At 44.9% G+C, this 21,567-nt stretch carries 16 protein-coding genes and 3 pseudogenes; 7 read left to right on the forward strand and 12 right to left on the reverse strand.

All coding sequences use genetic code 11. The annotated features are described in order from the left end of the window. Window positions 1–14 precede the first annotated feature (14 nt). Window positions 15–368: a hypothetical protein gene (locus LNL84_RS15240; RefSeq protein ID WP_244358414.1), complete on the reverse strand. Its 354-nt coding sequence runs from the start codon at window positions 366–368 to the stop codon at window positions 15–17. A gap of 545 nt (window positions 369–913) precedes the next feature. Between LNL84_RS15240 and LNL84_RS15245 the strand changes: the two are divergent. Further along, window positions 914–2,123 (forward strand): annotated as a pseudogene (locus LNL84_RS15245) (IS4 family transposase); the annotation flags it as partial. A gap of 48 nt (window positions 2,124–2,171) precedes the next feature. On the opposite strand, the gene LNL84_RS15250 reads toward LNL84_RS15245, so the two are convergent. The 3 genes from LNL84_RS15250 to LNL84_RS15260 are packed head-to-tail and all read right to left on the reverse strand — an operon-like array spanning window position 2,172 to window position 7,359. Then, window positions 2,172–5,228 (reverse strand): efflux RND transporter permease subunit, encoded by a 3,057-nt coding sequence (locus tag LNL84_RS15250; RefSeq protein ID WP_244358415.1) that lies wholly within the window; start codon window positions 5,226–5,228, stop codon window positions 2,172–2,174. After that, on the reverse strand, window positions 5,228–6,286 hold the full coding sequence (locus LNL84_RS15255) for an efflux RND transporter periplasmic adaptor subunit (RefSeq protein WP_244358416.1): 1,059 nt from the start codon (window positions 6,284–6,286) through the stop codon (window positions 5,228–5,230). The genes LNL84_RS15250 and LNL84_RS15255 overlap by 1 nt, the downstream gene beginning before the upstream one ends. After that, a complete protein-coding gene (locus LNL84_RS15260; RefSeq protein ID WP_244358417.1) occupies window positions 6,286–7,359 on the reverse strand; it encodes an efflux RND transporter periplasmic adaptor subunit in 1,074 nt (357 codons plus the stop codon). Before LNL84_RS15260 ends, LNL84_RS15255 begins: the two co-directional genes overlap by 1 nt. A 271-nt stretch (window positions 7,360–7,630) precedes the next feature. On the opposite strand from LNL84_RS15260, the gene LNL84_RS15265 reads away from it, so the two are divergent. From LNL84_RS15265 to LNL84_RS15275, 3 genes and pseudogenes are all read left to right on the forward strand, one after another. Next, window positions 7,631–8,353 (forward strand): TetR/AcrR family transcriptional regulator, encoded by a 723-nt coding sequence (locus tag LNL84_RS15265; RefSeq protein ID WP_244358418.1) that lies wholly within the window; start codon window positions 7,631–7,633, stop codon window positions 8,351–8,353. Window positions 8,354–8,499: 146 nt separating this feature from the next. Beyond that, window positions 8,500–8,778: pseudogene (locus tag LNL84_RS15270) on the forward strand (NAD(P)H-dependent oxidoreductase); the annotation flags it as partial. Continuing rightward, window positions 8,775–9,524: pseudogene (locus tag LNL84_RS15275) on the forward strand (transposase); the annotation flags it as partial. The pseudogenes LNL84_RS15270 and LNL84_RS15275, both read left to right, overlap by 4 nt. Before the next feature lie 47 nt (window positions 9,525–9,571). Here LNL84_RS15275 and LNL84_RS15280 read toward each other — a convergent pair. Continuing rightward, a complete protein-coding gene (locus tag LNL84_RS15280; protein ID WP_425244316.1) occupies window positions 9,572–11,149 on the reverse strand; it encodes an arylsulfatase in 1,578 nt (525 codons plus the stop codon). Between the two features lie 352 nt (window positions 11,150–11,501). Here LNL84_RS15280 and LNL84_RS15285 point away from each other — a divergent pair, with 352 nt between their 5' ends. Both LNL84_RS15285 and LNL84_RS15290 read left to right on the forward strand, forming a co-directional pair. Then, on the forward strand, window positions 11,502–11,825 hold the full coding sequence (locus LNL84_RS15285) for a DUF3302 domain-containing protein (RefSeq protein WP_244358419.1): 324 nt from the start codon (window positions 11,502–11,504) through the stop codon (window positions 11,823–11,825). Between the two features lie 5 nt (window positions 11,826–11,830). After that, window positions 11,831–13,024: an HlyD family secretion protein gene (locus tag LNL84_RS15290; RefSeq protein WP_244358420.1), complete on the forward strand. Its 1,194-nt coding sequence runs from the start codon at window positions 11,831–11,833 to the stop codon at window positions 13,022–13,024. A gap of 61 nt (window positions 13,025–13,085) precedes the next feature. Here the strand turns inward: LNL84_RS15290 and LNL84_RS15295 are convergent, their stop codons facing one another. The 7 genes from LNL84_RS15295 to LNL84_RS15325 all read right to left on the reverse strand — a co-directional run bounded on the left by LNL84_RS15295 (window position 13,086) and on the right by LNL84_RS15325 (window position 20,464). Next, entirely contained in the window at window positions 13,086–13,484 is a 399-nt protein-coding gene (locus LNL84_RS15295; protein ID WP_244358421.1) for a hypothetical protein, read from the reverse strand. Between the two features lie 190 nt (window positions 13,485–13,674). Beyond that, a complete protein-coding gene (locus LNL84_RS15300; protein ID WP_244358422.1) occupies window positions 13,675–14,847 on the reverse strand; it encodes an OmpP1/FadL family transporter in 1,173 nt (390 codons plus the stop codon). Between the two features lie 238 nt (window positions 14,848–15,085). Next, the gene (locus LNL84_RS15305; RefSeq protein WP_244358423.1) at window positions 15,086–15,895 is read right to left on the reverse strand and encodes an SDR family NAD(P)-dependent oxidoreductase; all 810 of its coding nucleotides are present in this window, start codon (window positions 15,893–15,895) and stop codon (window positions 15,086–15,088) included. 161 nt (window positions 15,896–16,056) lie between these two features. Next, on the reverse strand, window positions 16,057–16,833 hold the full coding sequence (locus LNL84_RS15310; RefSeq protein ID WP_244358424.1) for a helix-turn-helix transcriptional regulator: 777 nt from the start codon (window positions 16,831–16,833) through the stop codon (window positions 16,057–16,059). A 163-nt stretch (window positions 16,834–16,996) separates the two neighbouring features. Beyond that, window positions 16,997–18,034 (reverse strand): porin, encoded by a 1,038-nt coding sequence (locus tag LNL84_RS15315; protein WP_244358425.1) that lies wholly within the window; start codon window positions 18,032–18,034, stop codon window positions 16,997–16,999. A 381-nt stretch (window positions 18,035–18,415) separates the two neighbouring features. Continuing rightward, window positions 18,416–19,810, reverse strand: coding sequence for a coniferyl aldehyde dehydrogenase (locus LNL84_RS15320; RefSeq protein ID WP_244358426.1), 1,395 nt, complete (start codon window positions 19,808–19,810; stop codon window positions 18,416–18,418). Between the two features lie 216 nt (window positions 19,811–20,026). After that, window positions 20,027–20,464 (reverse strand): glycine zipper family protein, encoded by a 438-nt coding sequence (locus LNL84_RS15325; protein ID WP_244358427.1) that lies wholly within the window; start codon window positions 20,462–20,464, stop codon window positions 20,027–20,029. 350 nt (window positions 20,465–20,814) lie between these two features. Here LNL84_RS15325 and LNL84_RS15330 point away from each other — a divergent pair, with 350 nt between their 5' ends. After that, window positions 20,815–21,450 (forward strand): D-Ala-D-Ala carboxypeptidase family metallohydrolase, encoded by a 636-nt coding sequence (locus LNL84_RS15330; protein WP_244358428.1) that lies wholly within the window; start codon window positions 20,815–20,817, stop codon window positions 21,448–21,450. Window positions 21,451–21,567: the final 117 nt, after the last annotated feature.

Here is a 21,567-nt window from a genome sequence, read left to right on the forward strand (position 1 = left end):
CTAAGGCGGGCTCTTTAATCGAGTCGATACGTTTTCAAGGGGTATTCTGGACCGAACACGTCGGGATCAATTCTCAGAGCTTCCATTTTTAGAATTAGTGCTAACGTATCCAGATCTTGTAGTCGCTTACTTGGCGAACCTCGCAATCGTGTAGTTATGTTATAGACTAAAGCTTCAGCGCTAAGTAGTAACGTTAACCGATCGTGTTCTGTATATTTCAATACCAGTCGCTTATGGGCCTCTAATAAACCATTAGTCGTATTTTCTATCACCAACGCAATTTCATCGCTTCGCGCTCCAGCGTCGGTGAGCACCTTTTTAAGGCGCAGTTTGTAATTATAATATAATTGCTGTGTATTATAGTTCATGCCTCTTAACACCTTTTCTCTTTCCTATCGCAAGCAATTCAATACCCAAAATCGGCTCTATAATCAGAGCCTAACCACATTCAGATTCAAATCTCGCACGAATTTCCAACTGTGCCTCCGAGTCTGCCGTTTTGGCCTTCGCCAGTTGGTATCCATTGACTACCCCCAACTTATAAGCTTGCCGTGCTAAATTACACCTGCTGCCTTTAATGCTAGAGATTAACCTCATCATAGTCTTACGCCATAAATCCATGCCCTTCCCCTTATCGGCGTTGTGTCACTAAACCCACCAATTAGCATTCAACCTACTAGTGTGTAATGCGATGAAAACTAACGATTTAATTGTTTCTTGTCATTTGTGCTTATCAAGGATTTAAGTACTTACACCTTGATCGCTCCGTGCCATTTTCTAACACCTATTGTGACCAGGTTTTACTGCGCTGCACACGAATAACAGAAATGCATTTTTGGAAAATAGAAAAAGCCAGGGAGTTACCGCAATGTAGATCAGATAAGGTTCGGTTGACCGATCCTTCTGATGAGAGACAATCCGTCGACGCCGATTACCGAGTGATATGGTTTTGTGGCTAATTGTCGTTATGGCTTTTTTCCGTAATGAACCCATTGCCGAAGTCGCACGGAGAATGAACGTCTGTGCTGATGGCCTTGCTGATGAAGAACTGTTGGCAAAGAGTGCTTTAACCCAAGCAAGGCAACGCTTGGGTAAAGCAGCACCAGAATGGCTGTTTAAGCAATGTGGGAAAACATGGGGGCTTGAGCGATATCCTGATGATACGTGGCAAGGCCTACAAGTTTTTGCTGTAGATGGTGCTCTTTTTAGAACAGCTGACACACCCGAATTAAGAGAACATTTTGGCTCCGGAATTACGTCTAGCAACAGGCAAACACCTCATCCAGTATTAAGGGTTGTGACCATGATGAATGTTCGCTCTCATGTCATCGTTGAAGCCGCGATAAGCCCTTATCGTCGAGGCGAAATCCCCTTAGCGATGCCTTTTATTAACGCGTTGCCAGATAACTCTGTGACGTTATTGGATAAAGGTTTTTACGGTGCAGATTTACTACTTTCTCTGCAAAACAGTGGAAGAAACAGACACTGGCTTCTGCCTGCAAAGAAGGGTGTGAAATACACTCTATTGGATGATAAAGAAAGCAGTGACATGCTTGTGGAGATGAATGTCTCACCGCAGGCTCGTAAAAAGAACCCTAGTCTTCCAGAGAAATGGACAGTCAGAGCCGTCACTTATGAGGTGCAAGGTAAATCCAAAACGGTGTTTACTTCACTTCCTAGAGACAAATATGACGCTCAAGCTGTCGCAGAGCTTTACCATGAAAGGTGGGAGTTCGAATTAGGTTATCGTGACATTAAGAGTTCGATGCCACACAACGCTTTAGTGTTGAGAAGCAAAACAGTAGAACTCGTCTACCGAGAGTTATGGGGACTATTACTTGGTTATAACTTGGTAAGACGAGAAGCAAGTCAAGCCGTAGTTGAGCACGGGCGATTACCTAATGAAATAAGCTTTAAGTACGCTTGCCAATTTATAGCCAGCCAGCTCAAGGTTATGAGTAAAGCTGTATCTCTTGGTAACACACCAAAGCGTCTAAAGAGCCTCAGGGGTAGATTTATCTATACTCTTTATAGATAAACGCCCTAAGCCGAATCGGCCTAGGGCGGCAAAAATATCAAAGACCCGATATCCTATTAATCGTTCCGCGGCTCCACTTAAGTGAACTACGTTGCACATCACTGTGGGCTTTAACGATACTTATGACGGTTTATTACTTCACCTGCTTGATATTAAAGAATATGGCAAATAAAACGGGCACCACAATCAATGTCAACACAGTCGCAAAACCCAATCCGGCCATGATGGTGACCGCCATCGAACCAAAGAAGGCATCAAACATCAAAGGAATCATTCCCAGAATGGTGGTCAGGGCCGCCATGCTAACCGGTCGGACACGACTTACCGCACTGTCAATAATCGCCTGGTAGGGATCTTTGCCACTCTCTAGCTCCAAATTAATTTGATCCATCAGTACAATGCCATTTTTGAGGATCATGCCACTCAGGCTCAACAAACCAAGCAATGCCGTAAAACTAAAAGGCATATTTGAGAGAAGCAGACCAAATGCCACACCAATAATGGACAGTGGAACCGTGAACCAGATAACCAACGGCTTCTTCAATGAATTAAACAGAAGCATGGTGATGATAAACATCAACAAGTACCCCATCGGCAATGACTTAAACATCGCTTGTTGGGCATCCCTGGAAGACTCGTACTCCCCCCCCCATTCGATCGTGTAGCCATCAGGCAGAGGCAGTGATTCTATCTGTGGCTTAACACGAGCGAATAAACTTGCCGCCGTCTCGTCCCCCAATACATCATGGTCAGCGAGGACGGTTAGCGTACGTTTTCTGTCTCGACGTTGAATAATCGGCTCTTGCCATTCCAACGTGACATTATCAATCACCTGCTCTACTGGCACGTACGTTTGCAGCATTGGGCTCCAAATGGAGATGTTTTGCAGCGATGCGTAATCGACACGCTCTGCTTCCGTCAATCTGGTGACGATGGGTAGCATTTGCGTACCATCGCGGAAAACGCCAATCGTGTTACCACCGAATGCCAGTTGCAGAGTGCTTGATAGATCTTCTTTTGAGATACCCAAGCGGCGCGCTTTCGATTCATTAAACTGAGGTACCAATTGCTTGGTGCGTTCACGCCAGTCATGACGGATGTTTCTTGCGCCAGGATCGGCAAGTAATACATCTTCAACTTGCACCGCGATATCACGCAGTACCTGCGGATCTGGGCCAATAATACGTGCTTCAATCTTAGACGCTGGTGATGGGCCAAATTCCATCAGTCGAAGCTGGAAAGTTGGGGTGGCAAATTGAGACGACAGTTCTGCATCCAACGTGTTGAGTAAATCAAACATGTTGTCACGACTGGTGGTTCGCACTTGCAGCTGAGCATAGCCTTCATAGCTTTTCTCTGGCTGATAAGTCAGCATGAAACGTTGCAAACCTTGCCCAACCGTTGTGGAAACGAACTCCACATTATCTTGGGCCTGAATATACTCTTCCACCTGCTCAGTTTGCTTCAGTGTTTGACGTATATCCGTGCCCTCAGGCATCCACATATCGACAAAGAACATTGGCGTATTCGATGGTGGGAAGAACGACTGCTTCACCAAACCAAATGCCATGACAGCGGAGACCAGTAGCGCAATCATGCCCGCAACGGTGAGCCAACGAAGTTTCAATGCCAACTCTAAAGACCAACGGAACACCGTAAACAGCACGCCTTTGTATGGGTCTGCAGCGGCAGTTTGGTCGTTTTTATCTGATTCTTTCAGCAAGATATCGGCTAGAAACGGCGTTAGAGTTAATGCCGTAATCCAGCTAAGGAACAAGGAGTAGCACAGCACCCAGAACAACGACCCCATGAACTCACCCGTGGCGTCTTGTGACAAGCCAATTGGAGCAAAGGCGGTAATTGCTATAACGGTCGCACCAAGTAGCGGCCATTGCGTCTGTTTTGCAATACTCATCGCGGCTTGCTTTTTGGTTTGCCCCTGCTTAAGTCCAACCAAGATGCCTTCGACAATCACAATCGCATTGTCCACCAACATACCCAGCGCGATGATAAGTGCACCAAGCGATATTCGGTGTAGCTCAATATTGTTGATACTCATCATAATGAAAGTACCAAACACGGTGAGCAGCAAAACCGCGCCAATAATGATGCCGCTACGCATGCCCATAGTGAACAGTAGCACCACAATTACGATGCCCACCGCTTGAGCAAGACTGACCACAAAGTCTTGCACCGACTTATCGACTTCTGCAGATTGGTTGTAAAAGTAGTCAAGATTAATGCCGGCAGGCTTAATGCTCTCGAGTGCTTGTAGCTCAGCATCTAACGCCTTACCGACTTCGACCACGTTGACACCAGCACCAAATGAAATTGCCAAGTTAATTGCTGGCTTACCATTAAAGGTAATCACATTTGACGGCTTTTCTTGGATCCCTTTGGAAATATCAGCCACGTCCTTTAGGCGGATAAGATTACCCGTGTCGCGGCCGTGTATGATGAGGTTTTCTAGCGACTCTACCGAATCCAAATTTCCGTTTGGACGGATTGCCAAGCTCTCACCATTAATCATGATTTCACCGGCAGACTGGACGCTGCTTTGCTGATTGAGCAGCCCCATGACAGTGTTCATATCAAGGTTGAGGGCGGATAGACGCTCTAGCGACAGCTCAACGAATAACATCTCTTTTTGGTCACCAGCGATGGCGACTTTGCCCACGCCATTCACCAGCTCTAGCTCGCGACTCAAGTAATCAGCGTAACGTTTTAGCTCCACATAATCGTAGCCATCACCCGTGAGCATGATCATCACACCAAACACATCACCAAAATCATCGATGATCTGAATCGAATTTACTCTTGATGGGAGGTTAGGCCTTAAGTCATTAATCTTACGGCGCATTTCATCCCAGATTTGGGGAAGTTCATCAGGGCCATAGTCCATTTCCATACTGACCATGATCTGTGACAGCCCCGCCGACGAGGTCGATTTGATGTTCTTGATGTACGGAAGTTTACGGATCTCTTTTTCCAGCGGATACGTGAGCTCTTCTTCTACTTCAGTCGAGGTCGCGCCGGAATAAGTTGAAATCACCATCGCATCTTTAATAGTAAAAGCTGGGTCTTCCAAACGCCCTAAGTCGTTAAACGATTGAATACCACCAATAGCCAAGATGACCAGAAACAGCCAGCTAATGACGCGGTTTTTGATTGAATACTCGGTCAAACTCATTATTTATTATTCTCCAAGAGTGCTACTGCTTCGCCGTCTCTGAGCTTTCTCAAACTTGAGCTAATTAGAATGTCACCTTGGGTCACGCCTGAATCGACAATCACCCCGAAACTATTCACTTGGTCAACTCGCACTGGCGTTTTCATCGCCATGCCATCTTCATGCTTCCAGACAAAAAACTGTTTCGGCTCCATGCCAGCTTCCAGTACTGTCATTGGCAATTGATAACCTTGAATCGTACTTAACCCTGCAGCGACCATGTCCACATGCACTGACACACTGGTACCCGGTAGGATTTTCTCTTTGGGTTGTGGCATTTGTAGCCAAAGTTCATAAGCACGACTTTGAGCATCTGGCTCGCTGGAGTGCTCCAGGTAGGTCATGGTGTAGCTTTCATCAATGCCAGAGAAAAATGCGCGCGGCTGGTAGGCATTGCGCTGAGCTTGAGGAGTGATAGACGCTAAAATGTGGTCAGAAAGACTGATCTTCACGTAGACTTTGTCATCCTGATAAATGGATACCACGGTTTCACCCGGGCCAACGTTTTCAAAACGCTCTTTGTTAACCTCGGCAACCACGCCAGAAAACGGCGCTTTTAAGCTGGTGTACTGAAGTTGGTGCTGAACATTCTGGTATTGCGCCTTCGCCAATTGTCGATTGGATGTCAGCTCGTCCAGCTCAGAGTTGGAAATCATGTCTCGCGCATATAACTCGGTACCACGACGCAGTTGCTTGGTCGCCAGTTCATATTGAGCCTGTGCATCACCGTATTGCTGCTGGAGCTTTTTATCATCCAGTTTGGCAACAACCTGACCCTTCTTCACCGATTGACCCGGCTTTACAAGCAAATGGGCAATTTCACCTTGGATTCGAAATGACAGCTTAGTTTGCTCAGCGGTGACAACTTGACCTTTAAACTCGCGATATTGCTGCTCTACGGGTTTAGAAACTTCAATAGACTCGACCATCAAAGGTGCACGCTCACGAACGGCAACATCCGAATTACAGCCCGCTAGTGCCAATGATACTAAGCCGAGGGCAATGACTGATCTCTTCACTAGATGCCCCCCTCACGCGTCCACAACTTAACTCGCTGTCCTTCAACTAAATTTGCAGCACCTGCCACTACGATTTGATCGCCTTGCTGCAAACCCGCAGTCACGGCACCACTTTCATTGGTAGACAGTTGGATTTGGTGAATTTGCTCTGTCACGGGATCAAAGCGCCACACCTTACCACTGGCCGCTTGTTGACTGATCCACGCACTGGCTGGCAGTGAAAATGCTCGCTCTTTTGCTTCACTTTGAATATGCACTTGTCCCGACATGCCTGATAAGACATTGATGTTGTTTGGCTTAACTATCGTAACAGCAGCTGCGTAGCTGTTGGTATCAAGATCAGGCTGCATGGCAATTTCACGGAATCTGGCTTCAATACGCTGATTACGATGACTGTCTAGCGTGACAAAAAAGTGCTGATTCTTTAACTCTTCTAGCGTCATCGCTTTCACTTCCGTAACCGGAATAGTGAATGTCACGTCAAGATCATCACTGCTAATAAGATTCAAAATCGGCTGTTTTGCGCCAACGACTTCAAACGGCTTTTGGTAAGTCATAGAGACCACACCATCAAACGGCGCAATGATTTGGGTATAACCAAGATCGGCTTTAGCTTGTGCCAATGATGCCTTAGCGGCTTTAAATTGGGTTTCGATTCGATCGAATTCATCGGCACTAATCAGCTTTTTAGCAAATAGCTGCTTGGCGCGTTGCCACTGCGATTCTGCAAGATCGAACTCGGCCTGTTTTGCATCCAAGGCAACTTGATAGTCGGTTGGATCAAGCGTCGCCAAGATTTCACCCTGACTGATAGCCTCACCCATTTTGACGTCTATCGATGAAATTTGCCCTGCGACCTGAAAAGAGAGTTGAGCACGATCCGTCGCATCGACTTGTGCAAGATAGCTGCTGACAAGAGCAAAATTGAGTTCAGGAACCAGCACCACTTTAACGGGCTTAATCACAGGTTCATTGATTTCTGATTGCGCTTGATTGCATCCGGATAAACCAACGGCAACCAATATAGGTAACGCAAACCAGCCTGTATTTTTGAATAGACGATGGGTGTTCATAATATTTGTCCCAAATTTATACTTTACGATCGTGCAGTAAATTAACTTTACAGTTGTGCAGTATATGTTTAATTTGAAAGAGATCAATACATATTACACACACGTGCAGTATAATTTTTTGTATGCTTTTCATCACTTTTGGTTATATACAAGCCCTCAGGCCCCGGCATAAGTAGATCTACTGCATTGTGACGTTCGGCCGATGTGCATCTTGTCGATAGGTGGGTAATTCAGTACCCTGTATAGGACTGATTAATTAAAAAGGTATCGAGTGGAGAAGAAAAAAGGTCGTCGCAGCGCCATGGCGGCAGAAGAGACGAAAAACCTGATCATGACGGTCGCCGCGCAAATGTTTTGCGAACTGGGATATGAGAGAGTTTCTATTCGTAATATCAGTGAGCGTGCAGGTGTGTCTCATAGTTTGATTCGCCACCACTTCGGTAGTAAGGAGCAAATCTGGTACGGCATCAGCGACCATATGCACGCCTACATGCAGAAGTACATCCTGCACCTTCTCGAGCAACTACCAGAAGATATCCCAACCAATGTGAAGCTCTATCGTTTTTCCGTTGAAATGCTGGCTCACATTATGGTTGTCCGCGAGCCTATTCAGCTCATTGCCGATGCTATGCGTCAGGAAAACGAATTCTTTGACTATTTTGTGGATGGCAAAGGGGAAATCGAATGCATCGTGAAGGCGCTGGTCGATAAATATAATCAAGGTCGAGCAGATGACGATCGTTTGAACAGACAAGAACTCAAATGGCAGATGATGCTGTATGCCCATGGCTCAGCATGTATGATGCCCATGCTTAAAGAAACCTGGTCTGAAGTTACTCAAGATGAAGATGAGTGTTTGCTGAAACACTGGCAACTATTTGAACAACTCACTGCTGCCAAACTTCATGTTGATAAGCAGTATCGACTCAATCCAGACAAAGTCTCCGATCTGGTTCACCATGTCGAATGTGGCTGGGAAGAGTGCCCGATATAAGCTAACTCATTGATAAAAAGCAGCGTAACGCTGCTTTTTTTTGTGCCCTAAAGTCACCAAACTCAAGGTTACTAAAAGTATACTAATTGATTTTAGTTTTTAGGTTACTTTAATATACCACCAGAGCGCTCGGACACACTCCAGACATAGTAAAATTTAGAGGACATAAAACCAAGAGCAATATATTAATCATCAATGCGCACCAGCCTTACCCATTCTCTGAAGGTAAACTTAACGCAACTCTTGTCGATAAGGCGAGCACCCTACTCGAAGGCAAAGGCCATCAAACACGTATTGTCACCATGCAAGACGAGATTAATGTACTAGCACAACTGGATAACTTTAAGTGGGCAGATCGAGTGATCATTCAATCTCCCGTGAACTGGATAGCAGTGCCTTGGAGCTTTAAAAAGTACATGGACGAGGCGAAATCCCCTTAGCGATGCCTTTTATTAACGCGTTGCCAGATAACTCTGTGACGTTATTGGATAAAGGTTTTTACGGTGCAGATTTACTACTTTCTCTGCAAAACAGTGGAAGAAACAGACACTGGCTTCTGCCTGCAAAGAAGGGCGTGAAATATACTCTATTGGATGATAAAGAAAGCAGTGACATGCTTGTGGAGATGCTCGTGAAAAGAACCCTCGTCTTCCAGAGAAATGGACAGTCAGAGCCGTCACTTATGAGGTGCAAGGTAAATCCAAAACGGTGTTTACTTCACTTCCTAGAGACAAATATGACGCTCAAGCTGTCGCAGAGCTTTACCATGAAAGGTGGGAGTTCGAATTAGGTTATCGTGACATTAAGAGTTCGATGCCACACAACGCTTTAGTGTTGAGAAGCAAAACAGTAGAACTCGTCTACCGAGAGTTATGGGGACTATTACTTGGTTATAACTTGGTAAGACGAGAAGCAAGTCAAGCCGTAGTTGAGCACGGACGATTACCTAATGAAATCAGCTTTAAGTACGCTTGCCGATTTATGGCCAGCCAGCTCAAGGTTATGAGTAAAGCTGTATCTCTTGGTAACACACCAAAGCGTCTAAAGAGCCTCAGGGGTAGATTTATCTATACTCTTTATAGATAAACGCCCTAAGCCGAATCGGCCTAGGGCGGCAAAAATATCAAAGACCCGATATCCTATTAATCGTTCCGCGGCTCCACTTAAGTGAACTACGTTGCGGGAGTTACCGGGCTTTTGAAGTCACTGTATTTGGTGCTACTTGTATTGAGCGCGTTGCCAGATGTTCATTTTTTCTACGATCTGGTCAATCGAGAATGAACCTGGAACCTGACGCGGAGGGAACTCCTGGAAGGTTTGCAGGAACTGACCCGTTGTAGCCGCACCCAGGTACAGGTATGGAAGATGCTCAATATACCACTGTGTGTACATACCTTCATGGTCAGCGATCTCATAAGGATCCTGACGAAGGTTATACATCTTCGGAGCACGAAGCTCTTCAAATGAACAATTCCAAGTTTCTAAACCGTGGCAGTTATTCACACTGAACATGACTTTGTAGTCTCCCACGCGCACAGCAGAAATATCGCCATTATCTGTCGCATAAATATAGTATTGGCGTGGCCAAGTAGTCAGGTTATGCTGCGTTGTTGCCTTGCCAGTTTCCAGTGCAGGCAACAAGTTGTAACCATCTAGGTGAACCTTATATTCCTTGCCATTGATTTTCTTCCCTTTTTTGAGGTCTTCTACAATCGTAGTATCACCAGTGGCGGCAAGGAAAGTTGGCATCCAATCGTTGTGGGCCGCGATTTCGTTGACCACAGAACCTGCCGGGATCTTACCGGGCCAGCGGATCATCGCAGGTACACGGTGTCCACCTTCCCACGATGAGTTCTTTTCACCCCGGAAACGTGCTGTGCCGCCATCCGGCCAAGAAAGCTTCTCTACACCATTATCCGTGGTATAGCTAACGATGGTGTTGTCAGCGATCTTTAGCTCATCCAGCTTGTCCAGCAGCTCACCAACCATGTTATCGTGCTCTACAAGGCCGTCACCGTAGATACCGCCGCGCTTAGACAAACCTTTTGACTCTTCTTTTAGGTGCGTCCAAACGTGCATACGTGTCGCGTTGAACCAAACGAAGAATGGTTTGTTTTCTTTATGAGCTCGGTCTATAAAATCCAACGTTGCTGCCAGGAACTCTTCGTCTACCGTTTCCATGCGTTTTTTGGTCAGCGGCCCTGTATCTTCAATCTTGCCATCCGCATAAGAGTGAATCACACCGCGTGGCCCAAACTTCTTCTTAAACCACGGCATTTTCGGATAATCCTGATGCTCCGGCTCTTCTTCTGCATTTAAGTGATAAAGGTTGCCAAAAAATTCGTCGAAACCGTGGTTGGTTGGCAAATGTTCATCCAGATCGCCCAAGTGGTTCTTACCAAACTGGCCCGTCATGTACCCCTTTTCCTTAAGCATGGTGGCAATGGACGGATCTTCTGCTTTTGAGCCCTGTTTCGCTCCTGGCATACCCACTTTTGTCAAACCGGTACGCATAGGATGCTGGCCCGTGATAAAGGCTGCGCGACCCGCCGTACAAGAGTTCTCACCGTAAAAATCAGTGAACAGAACACCTTCGTTGGCAATACGATCAATGTTAGGCGTCCAGTGGCCTGCCTGACCTTTGGTGTACGCACTCAGGTTATCCATACCAATATCATCACCCCAAATAGCAAGGATGTTAGGACGTGAGGTATCGGTTGTTGCAAAACTTGCCATCGAGGTGGCCGCCAGCGCTGCACCTACTGCAAGTTGTAAAAAGGTTTTCTTTTGAAACATAGTTCAGACCTTGGATTAGAAATAAGTCGAAACTATTATTTAAAAACCCTCTCGCTTGGTAATCAGTATATTTACTGCTTATTAAACTTGGCTAAGATTTATTTAATGAAAATAACCGTCATCTAATAGTGACTCAGCGGACTATTTCCTAACAACTGTTCATACCGGGTAATAAATTTGACCGCCATCATGATTTCTCTTGTTTTTTATCATCGAACATCAAATGTCACTTCGGTTCAGTACATTTACTGTATTTCACCTCCTATTCCCTATCTAGAATCGATCCACTTGTACAAATGACTTTAATCCATTTGACCATTTCTATTTACCGTTAAATATTTCAGGTGTCTTTATGCTAGATTATTTTGCACTTTTTCTGGTCTTTTTCGTATTGATAACAATATTTTACGGGATCATCGTTATCCATGATATCCCTTACGAAATTGCCCATAAACGTAACCATCCACATCAGGATGCCATTCATGTCGCTGGCTGGGTCAGCTTGTTTACTCTGCACGCTATCTGGCCGTTCCTGTGGATCTGGGCAACGCTCTACAAGCCTGGTACGGGCTGGGGTTTCTCACAACAACAGAAACTGCAATTTGATTCGGAACTAGAGCAAATGAAGCTCGAAATCGCCGAACTTAAGAAGCACATTAATAAGGTCGAGGGCTAATAATCATGGATATGTTAATTATTCTTACCTATACCGCTTTATGTATTGCTATCTTTAAGTTATTTAAAATCCCTCTAAACAAGTGGTCTGTTCCAACCGCTGTATTAGGCGGTATTGGTATTCTTAGTACCATCATGATTGCGATGAACTACAACCACCCTTATGCCAAATTCTCTAAAGAAGTGTTCGTCACCGTCCCTATTATTCCGCAAGTGACCGGCACGGTTAAAGAGGTCCATGCCAAAGCGAACGTCCCGGTAAAGAAAGGCGAATTACTGTTTACGCTTGAAAACGACAAACAGCAAATTGCCCTTCGCAAAGCAAAAGCCGCTTTAGCTGAAGCAAAGAGCATCGCTTATCAAAAGGAGCAGGGCTTAGTCTCAGCTCTGGCCAACACTGAAAAAGCACGAGCCACTGTGGAAAAAACGGAAGCGAACCTGAAGCGAACACTGTCCACCTATATGCGCTATACCGAAGCACATACTAAAGGTGGAGAAAACTCGCCATTTACAGAAAGTCAGATAGAACGCCAGAAAGAGCTCTACAACGCTGCAAAAGCGGGTGTTGATATTGCGCGCTCAACACTTGATGCCGCTAAATCGGAGCAAGAGCGAATCCGTCTGGATGCTGACTCCAACATCTACGGCGAGCATTCGCGTGTTGCTCAGTTGCAACAAGCCGTCAGTCAAGCGGAGCTAGATCTGGAATACACGTTCGTGCGTGCTCCTTCTGATGGTATTCCAACCCAAATTGCACTAGCTCCTGGCTTCCGGGCAGCCTCTATTCCACTGCGTCCTTCCATGGTGTTCATCCCGAATACGGGCAAACGTCAGATCACCGGTATGTTCTGGCAAAACTCATTGCGCAGACTAAAGCTGGGGCTGGAAGCTGAAATGGTCCTCGATTCACAACCGGGCAAAGTCTTCACGGGTAAGCTAGTGAGTGTACTGCCAGCAATGCGTGAAGGTGAAGTACAGGCTAATGGCACACTCGTCTCGGCAAGCACACTGGCCCGTCATGGATTCGCTGTAGGTATCATCGAATTAGACGAAGATCTGGATGACTACGCCCTTCCAATGGGCGTTCAGGGTCAGGCTGTTGTCCTCAACCATGAGGGCGACATTCTTCATACCTCTATCGTCCGTCGCGTTTTGCTTCGTATGATGTCGTGGCTCAAATACATTTGGCCGATGAAGTAATCGCTACTTAAAAAAAATCCACGGACATGTCCGTGGATTTTTTTCCTATTATTGTATTGCCTTACTTTGTCTTCTTTCTATTCTCAAGCCAATATCCAAGCGTGTAGGTACAGATGGTGATATCCGTGATCACAAACGGAATGAAATCCGCGTTGAGATGGGCCGTGTCTGGATTAAAAAAGTTCGACATGTACAAATACACCATAAACAACTTCTCCAGAAAGGAATACAAAATGATGGACTCTCTCCACTGAGGCTTGAATGCAGAAGCAGTAATGAAGAAGCCCATCAACCCGACCATCATGCCCCAGTGCCTGAAGAGAAACACATAATTCGAGTCGTACGGAAGGTTATTCAATTCACGCAACGCCGACTCGGGGTTGATGGCATAAATACCCGCAAACATCGTGACCAAGCCACCAGTAACAAGAAACGGTTTTAAATAGCGATTAAAAAACATTGTGCACCACTTAGGTTAAAGTTAAATAAAAAGTTGACGTGAAATAAACACTTTTCACTAATAAATGAATTCTGATATCGAGTGTATCGAAAGGCCGATGAAGGGTATTCAGTAAGAATTACGGTTTATCACGAATCATTGACGTGAATAAAAAAGTAGCGCCTAGCAAGCGCTACTTGAGCAAAGGGAATTAAAAACTAACGTTAAAACCTACAAAATGGATATGGCCTTCAAATGTCCCATCCAAGTCAGGAAGTCCGTCGAGATTTCCTGGATTCGGTCCGACCTGACGCTGAATAGGCATCGAGCCAAAGTCGGCGAACTCATAAAAGAAGTCGACCGTTTTACCATCCCACTGTGTACGGGCACCCACAGAATAACGGTACTGCTCTCCAACTGGCAGTTCGACCCACTGCAATGAAGGGTCGTCCTGCGGTGAAGTCTCATAAGAGAAGCCCGCTTTGAGCGCCCACTTTTGGTTTAACTGGTACTCGCCACCCACAGCAAACTTCCAAACGTCCTGCCATTGTCGGTCAATGCTTTGCGATACGTTATCGTTATAAAGAGCCGTTTCTTTGAATTCGCTCCATTGATGAAATTGAACAGAGCTCAGTAACGACAACTTGTCATTAACCGCGTATCGACCACTCAAGTCGACGATCGCCGGAATCGCCAGTTCGGTGTTTACCGGAATAGGTTCATTTATTGCGTCTGAGCTCGCCTTCATTGAAAAGTCATGGATGAGGTTTGAATGATAGCTTAGCCCCAGAGACCAGTCGTCACGGCTGTACATCGCTCCCAAGGTAAAACCATAAGCCCAGTCAGAACCCAGGTCGGTTTGCAACGTTGACGTAGACGCTTCCAGCAAACCATAGTTTAACTGAGCGCCAACCGCTAACGACAAGTTGTCATTCACACGGTAACTCAGGTTTGGATTCAGCTGAACTGCCGACATAAACGCTTTATCCAAATACGGTGCACCAGCCCAACTGTCGCCGTACTCAATGGACGAGCCACCGACGACGCCGAAATTCAACCCCAGATGGAGGTCGTTGCTAATTTGGCGAACATGAAACATCCCCACAGACGGCATTGTGGTGGTCGCTTGTCCATTACTTTGGGTAGGGCTTTTGTCAATGTAATCCATATTCAGATTCAGCAACATTGCGTTAACTGTGGTTAATTGTTCTCCCATAAAAGACATGGTAGCCGGGTTAGCCCAACTCGCGGCTGCAGACTCGGTATAGACACCATCACCCGCACCTGCGGTACCCGCATTTGCCGTAACAGCTTCTTGTAATAACAACCCGCTGGCATTAACCGTCGGAGCCAGTATCAATAAAGCTATGATCGATTTTTTCATGTATTGTCGCTCAGTAAGAATGAATAGAGTGACGCCCAAAACTTCTCTTGGAATACTTTGGTTTGTCGTGATTTACTGTGTGGAATTTTAAGAAAGCCGTGACCTGAAATGATCGGTAAAATTACTGCAACGGATAGGCGAAATGATGTTTTGTGAGCAAGGTAATTGATAGGAAAAATAAAGCCGTACTCTATCGCGAGAGTACGGCAATAATTCCAACAAGAATAAGTAACACTGGCTATTTGCGGGTGTCGTTGTGGCCCGCCATGAAATCGTTGGTCCCTGTAATTTTGGAAATCCAGTCCCAACCACGAAAACCAAAAATACCTCGGATAAATGGAATAAGTCCGACTGCTTTTGGACGCGCTACCAGGATCTTATTGCGCTTAATGCCCTGCCATACTGCATCCACCATCTCATCGGTAGAAATCATCGGCATCAGCTTTGAGTGTGCGCCAGCAAACATACCTGTATCAATATGACCCGGTGTAACCGTCGTCACCTTAATGTGTGGCAGAGTCTCAGCCAACTCAACACGAAGACCTTGCGACCAGCCTAGCATGGCCCATTTACTGGCGCAGTAGACGATAATTCGCGGGCAATACATAAAGCCCGCACCTGAAGAGATGTTGACGATGTGAGCATCAGCCACATCAGCCATAGCAGGCAGAAAAGCGCGCGCAATGTGCATAGGCGCGGTACTGTTGATTTGCATCGACAAGTCGATTTTTTTAGGGTCATGGTCAATGAAACGCTCCGATATAACGATACCAGCGTTGTTGATCAGCAGTTCTACCGCCCCTATCTCAGCGATAATTTTCTCTGCAGTTTGATAAACCAGTTCTGTATTCGTCACGTCCACTTCAAAAGTATGGATCTCTGTTTTGCTGGAACTAAATTCCTGCTTCACTTGCGCCATCGCTGCTTGATTCAGATCCCAGATGATAACGCGCTTGGCACCCTCTCGAACCGCTCTTTCTACGTAGGCTTTGCCCATACCACTCGCGCCACCCGTCACCAGTACGGTTTTGTTCATCACGCTTTTCATGACTGTCTTACCCTCAGTTTACAATGTGGTCTCAATCGATGTTTGATTGAATGATTTTTAACTAGGGCAGTATAAATGTAGGGTGTAAGGGAATATGCAGTAATAACTACTGCATAGATAATACTGCATAGATAATACTTTGTGGTTAATGTCGGGGGATACTAGCGATCAACCGATTCAATGCCTAAGCCATTTCTCAGAGCAAACTGAACCAGTTCTGTGTGATTGTCGAGATCGAGAATATCGAGCATTCTGTACTTGTGAGACTCTATGGTTCTCGGGCTAAGAAATAATTTTTCCGCACATTGCTTTGCAGTGTAACCCTGCGCTAATAAGGTCAAAACAGTACACTGTTTCTTACTCAGCAATAGCAGTTTCTCGCTCTCATCCACAACGGTATTATCATCTAGACTCAAGTTTCGTGTCATTGTCGCGTGCTGCCAGAAACACAACCAAATATCACACAATAATTTTAGCCGCTTGATGTTTTCTTCGGTTAATGGCGGTTCATCCAAACTAAATCGAGAGAAAGCAAGCGCACCCCAGGTTTGACCAAACAATTCCAGACGAATAATACCATGCCATCTTGCCCCCTCAAGGTATAGCTCTTTCACTGGGTCGAGCGGATGTTTAGCTAACGCTTCGCTATCAAAAATCTGCCAGGTTTGTTTAGAACGCAGAATCCGCAAATAGTCCTTATAATTCCCCCTGATAAAACGCTGCTTCTCTAATGCAGGAATACCTTCTCGTGATACAGAGATAGTTTTACCATCATTGAGCAGAATCATCGAGTTAGGAAATACGGTGAGCCTATCCAGTTTGAACCACTCTAACGCGTCTTCAGCTAGCTTGACAAAGTTCTCTAAAAACTCATTGGGCTTAGAGGCCGTAAGTTGCTCCGACTGACTCATTAGCAGATCTTCAAATGTGTTATTCATTCTCAATGTCGCCTTACAACAGACTAATTATTATAGATTTTTAATAAAAACTAGCTCATAAATGTCTTATGTGTCAACACATGACAATCTGAGGGCATAAACAAAAAAGCCAGTAGCAAGCGCTACTGGCAAAGAGTTTAATAATAGAGTGTCAAAGACTCAATTAAAGGCTTACGTTTGCACGTAGGAAAAGCTTGTCATCGTCTTCTGAAGTAAATTTGTAGTCAGTAACAAGTTCTAAGTGCTCATTCAAGCGGTAAGACGCGCCGATAGTGACCCAGTCGTCTTCTGTGTAAGAGCGACCAACTTCAGTAAAATTGTACTCTTCTGAGTTATAAGTAGAAGAGATAGACAGGTTCATTGTCGCCTGGTATGCAATACCTAGTGCATAACCTGTTGTTTCTTCGTTAGCTGAGTTCATTGTCTCGACGTCCGCAAAATCATATTTTGCAGCAAAGTTGAATTTATCGAATACAGCTACAGCACCTATGGTATACACTTTTTCGTTAGTGTTTTTTGCATCTGTAGAATATTCGCCTTTCGCGATATCTACATAAGTACCACCGATAACCACAGGACCTACTGTCGCAGAACCGCCCACAGCCCATGCGTCATTTGAGTGTTCCCACGTTGCGCCGATGTCAAAATTCTCACCAAAGTAGTGATGGTTTAGCTGCTCATCGGTACACGTTGCTTCGTCAGCTTCTGCACTCAGACCATGCTCTTTTGAAATATCACCGAAACCTAAGTAGACATCCGCGATACCACACTGTTTACCGAATGTCGTCACACCTGCTGCTGATTTGGCACCAAATACAAAACGGTCAACATAATTGATTGGCTCAACTTTAGTGTCGTAACCAACCCACTGATAACGAGCTTCACCACCCATTAGGAGTGAGAAGCTATCCGTCACTGAATAACTAAGATCTGCACCCACTTTAAACATGTAGCTGTGTTCAAAACTGTTGTTTTTGTCGTCAAAAAGAACATTACCACCTAGCTCAGCACCCGCGTATGCCACACCTGAAAGCTTGTCGTTTTCAATGAAGTCATACAGGTTATTTGGTTTATCTGCCGTTGAAGACAATTCAGAGATGTTTGCTGCTGAAGACTGTTCTGCCGATACTGTTGCCGCATCCGATTCGGCTAATACTGGTGCTGACAAAATCATCGCGATAGCAATTGCTAGTTTTTTCATTTCTTGTATCCCAATAGTAATGATGTTTACTTCTATGACTGAGCAAATATGCCCTTTCGATGGGATTAATATTGAATGAATCGACGCGGTATAAATACGGTAATATTACTGAAAAAAATTGTATCTTAGTGTTATGACTCACAATTATGCAGAGGTTTAAAATGGCATCCCTTTTATTTAAAGAACCCATTCATATCCAAAAAATATTAGTACCGTATTTTTACTGCACTTCTTTTAAAAATTACCGCTTAATATAAATGACATTTTTATAGCATTTACACACCTTGTTATGCATTACATTTTAAAAAAGCCGACTATCAGAAATAGTCGGCTTTGTTTTATACCATCAGCGAGTTATTCCCTCGCCATTAACAGATGAGGTTAACCATTGAGCAGCTGTGCAATCATTTGTTTCACCTCATTATCACCGGGTACAAACATCTGCTTCACTAGCGTATGGTTTCCCGTTTTAAGTACCGTTTTGACATGAGAGAAGGTGTGAAAGCCTTCAATACCATGATAGGCCCCGATACCTGACTCTCTCACTCCACCAAACGGAGCATCGTCAACCGATGCATGGAACAAAGCATCATTGATACACATGCCTCCAGATCTTACATGTTTTGTCACCCACAACTGCCTTTCTTCTGACTCAGACATCAGATAAAGGGCCAATGGATTTGGATTGCTCTCAATGATCTGCAACGCTTCATCGAACGTTTGATAGGTCACTACAGGTAACAGTGGGCCAAAGATTTCATTGGTCATCACGAGAGACTCAGCGGCTGGATTAATGATAAGCTGTGTCGAGATCAGACGGTCTTCAAACCGGTACCCGTTAGGGTGGCACGATACGATTCGCTCTGCTTTATTCTGCGCTTCTTCAAGATAACTATGAAGTCGGGTCAATTGCCCCTCTGTGGCCAGTGACGTCATTTCGGGTGAATCCACTCCTTCACTAAATAGCTGCTGGTATTGCACGGTATACTCATCAATAAACTCTTCTAGTTTATTGTCTGGAATCAGCACGTAGTCTGGTGCAATGCAATACTGACCATTATTGGCACTCTTACCGACAACAATTCGCTCAACCGCCTTAGAAATTGATATCGTGTCATCGATGAGCACTGGAGACTTACCACCTAACTCTAACGTTACCGGGGTGAGATTGTCGGCCGCCGCTTTCATTACCAGACGCCCCACGGTTGTCGATCCGGTAAATAAAATATGGTCAAATGGTAACGCACTGAATTGAGCCGCGATGTCCGCTTCCCCTTCAATAATGCACACTTCTGTTTCGTCGAACTCTGTCGCCAATGCAGTCTTCAACGCAGCATTGAGGTTGGGTGTAAACTCACTCATTTTGATGAGTGCGCGGTTACCTGCTGCAAGAGCCGTCGTCAACGGATTGATCGTAACCATTAACGGCGCGTTCCATGTACTGATAATACCGACCACACCTTTTGGCTGATAAGTTACACTCGCTTCTGATGTACTGGCAAGCAATACTCCTGGATTGCGCACGGAGGGTTGCATCCACTGTTCAAGGTTTTCGAGTGTATAATGGATGTTGTTTACAATGGGTAGGATTTCTAGCATGGTATCTTGCAGACTGCGTTGGCCAAAGTCCTTGGCAATATTTGCTGCAAACACATCGATATTACCGAGTAGAATGCGCTTCAGTTTTTGAATTCTATCGACGCGTTGCTCCAATGTAGGATTCGTATCTTCCTGAAATGCATCTTGTGTTTGTTGAAACCGTTCGTTTAAATTCATAGTGTTTTCCACGTTGTTGGCGTTGCTTCAATAGACTATAAATTCGCAGCAAACTCATCAGTAATAATTACTGCAATCGGCTTTATAGCGAACTGTGCTCTCTGCTTCTTTGAAGCGTTCTATTATTAGCGGTATTCATACAGACACCAAATAACAAAAACGCCCAGTAAACTGAGCGCTTCTAAAAATATACTTGAGTATCGGTGTCGCTAATGATCAGTTAAGCGCAACGTATTTACGTTCAATCATACAGTTGCGAAGTACTACCTTGTAGTTTTCTAAGTTCTTTTGTTGCTGAGCACTTTGATTTCCTTTACCCGCTACTCGACCTACGAGTAAACCACCTGCTGCACCAACTTTCGCTGCATCAGATCCACTGCCACCAGAAATTGCTCCTACAGCGGCTCCCGCGGCTGCGCCTTTTAGTAGACCGCGCACCCCACTGCCTTTTGCCTCAACCACTTCTTCCTGAGTTTGATTGGCCAGGTTTTGACAATAAGACAATTCTTCCTTGGCGACCTCTTTGGTTACATTGTCATAATTGAAAATCAGTTTTGATCTTTGGTCAATGATATCACCACCTCTTTCCTGCTCTTGAGCCAGGGCTGAGCAAGACAACGTAACTAACACTCCTGCTAGGATAATCTTCTTCATCTTATTTCTACTCTGCTAATCAAATATTTTAAGCATAATGCACGCTGTTTTATATTTGATATACAGTAAAATTACTGGTTTCCCCCAACATCTAAATGTCTATGTATTGAATGGTTTCAACCATTTTCCATAGTATTGAGATACACAATAAAATAAATGCAGTCGTGTTTTTCTATCTTGTGCTTAGTGTTCAATAAAAAACTATTTATTCCGACCAAGCCAATTATCGATAACCGCATGTTAAAAGCGATTAATGCATCGGCTAATGGAGAGTGCTAACAACATAGTAATTCAACGCACTATAGAGTGGACTATACTTGGCTACAGTCATTTGAAACGGTGTCAGCGATATGAAAACCTCCCTTCTACTTATTGTATTGATATCTGTAAGTAACATAGCCTACGCGAACCAGTATGAAAGCTTATACAAAGATGATATCAACTTAACGTATGACGATCTTGTTATGGATGTAAGAGGCTATAAGGTCCCCACTAGAGCCGCTTTTCGTGGTTGGGTTATTATGAATAACGCTCAGGATAAAGTGGATAAAATTGGCCGTCAGTTGCTTGAAGCTGGCGTGAAGGTGGAAGACACGATGCCGCTTCATTTGGTTCTACTTCAGGGCACGGATTGGGTGCTCAATGGCACGTCAGTTTTTACAATGCCCCGCGCTAGCCACGTGCAAAGTATGATCAATACGATTTTATTCATCCAAAATTTCGTAGAGCCTGAAATTGGTGTCGTGATCCCTGTTTCTGGCGAAAGAACCACCTATTACAACCAAAGTGCTGGAGGTGCGGCACGCAGTAAGCACATGGACTTTTGTGCGCTAGACTTGGTGCCAGCCGAAGAAATTAGCCGCTCTGAGCTGCATAAAAAATTGAAAGAAATCTATCGCACCGTTGGTAAAGAACACAAAATGGGACTTGGGCTATATTCAGGGGTTCGCTTTCACATTGATACCTGTGGCTATAGAAACTGGTGATTAATTTAGTCTTGGTAAGCCCCCTGTTCTGCCTAATTTTGACTTATCCTTCGCCTTTCTAAGTAATGAAATTCACTCACCCTGATGTTTAATTAAGGGTGAGCAGTGGTCTCTTTT

It is taken from the genome of Vibrio gelatinilyticus, assembly GCF_022836845.1.
In the GTDB taxonomy this organism is placed as follows: Bacteria; Pseudomonadota; Gammaproteobacteria; order Enterobacterales; family Vibrionaceae; genus Vibrio; species Vibrio gelatinilyticus.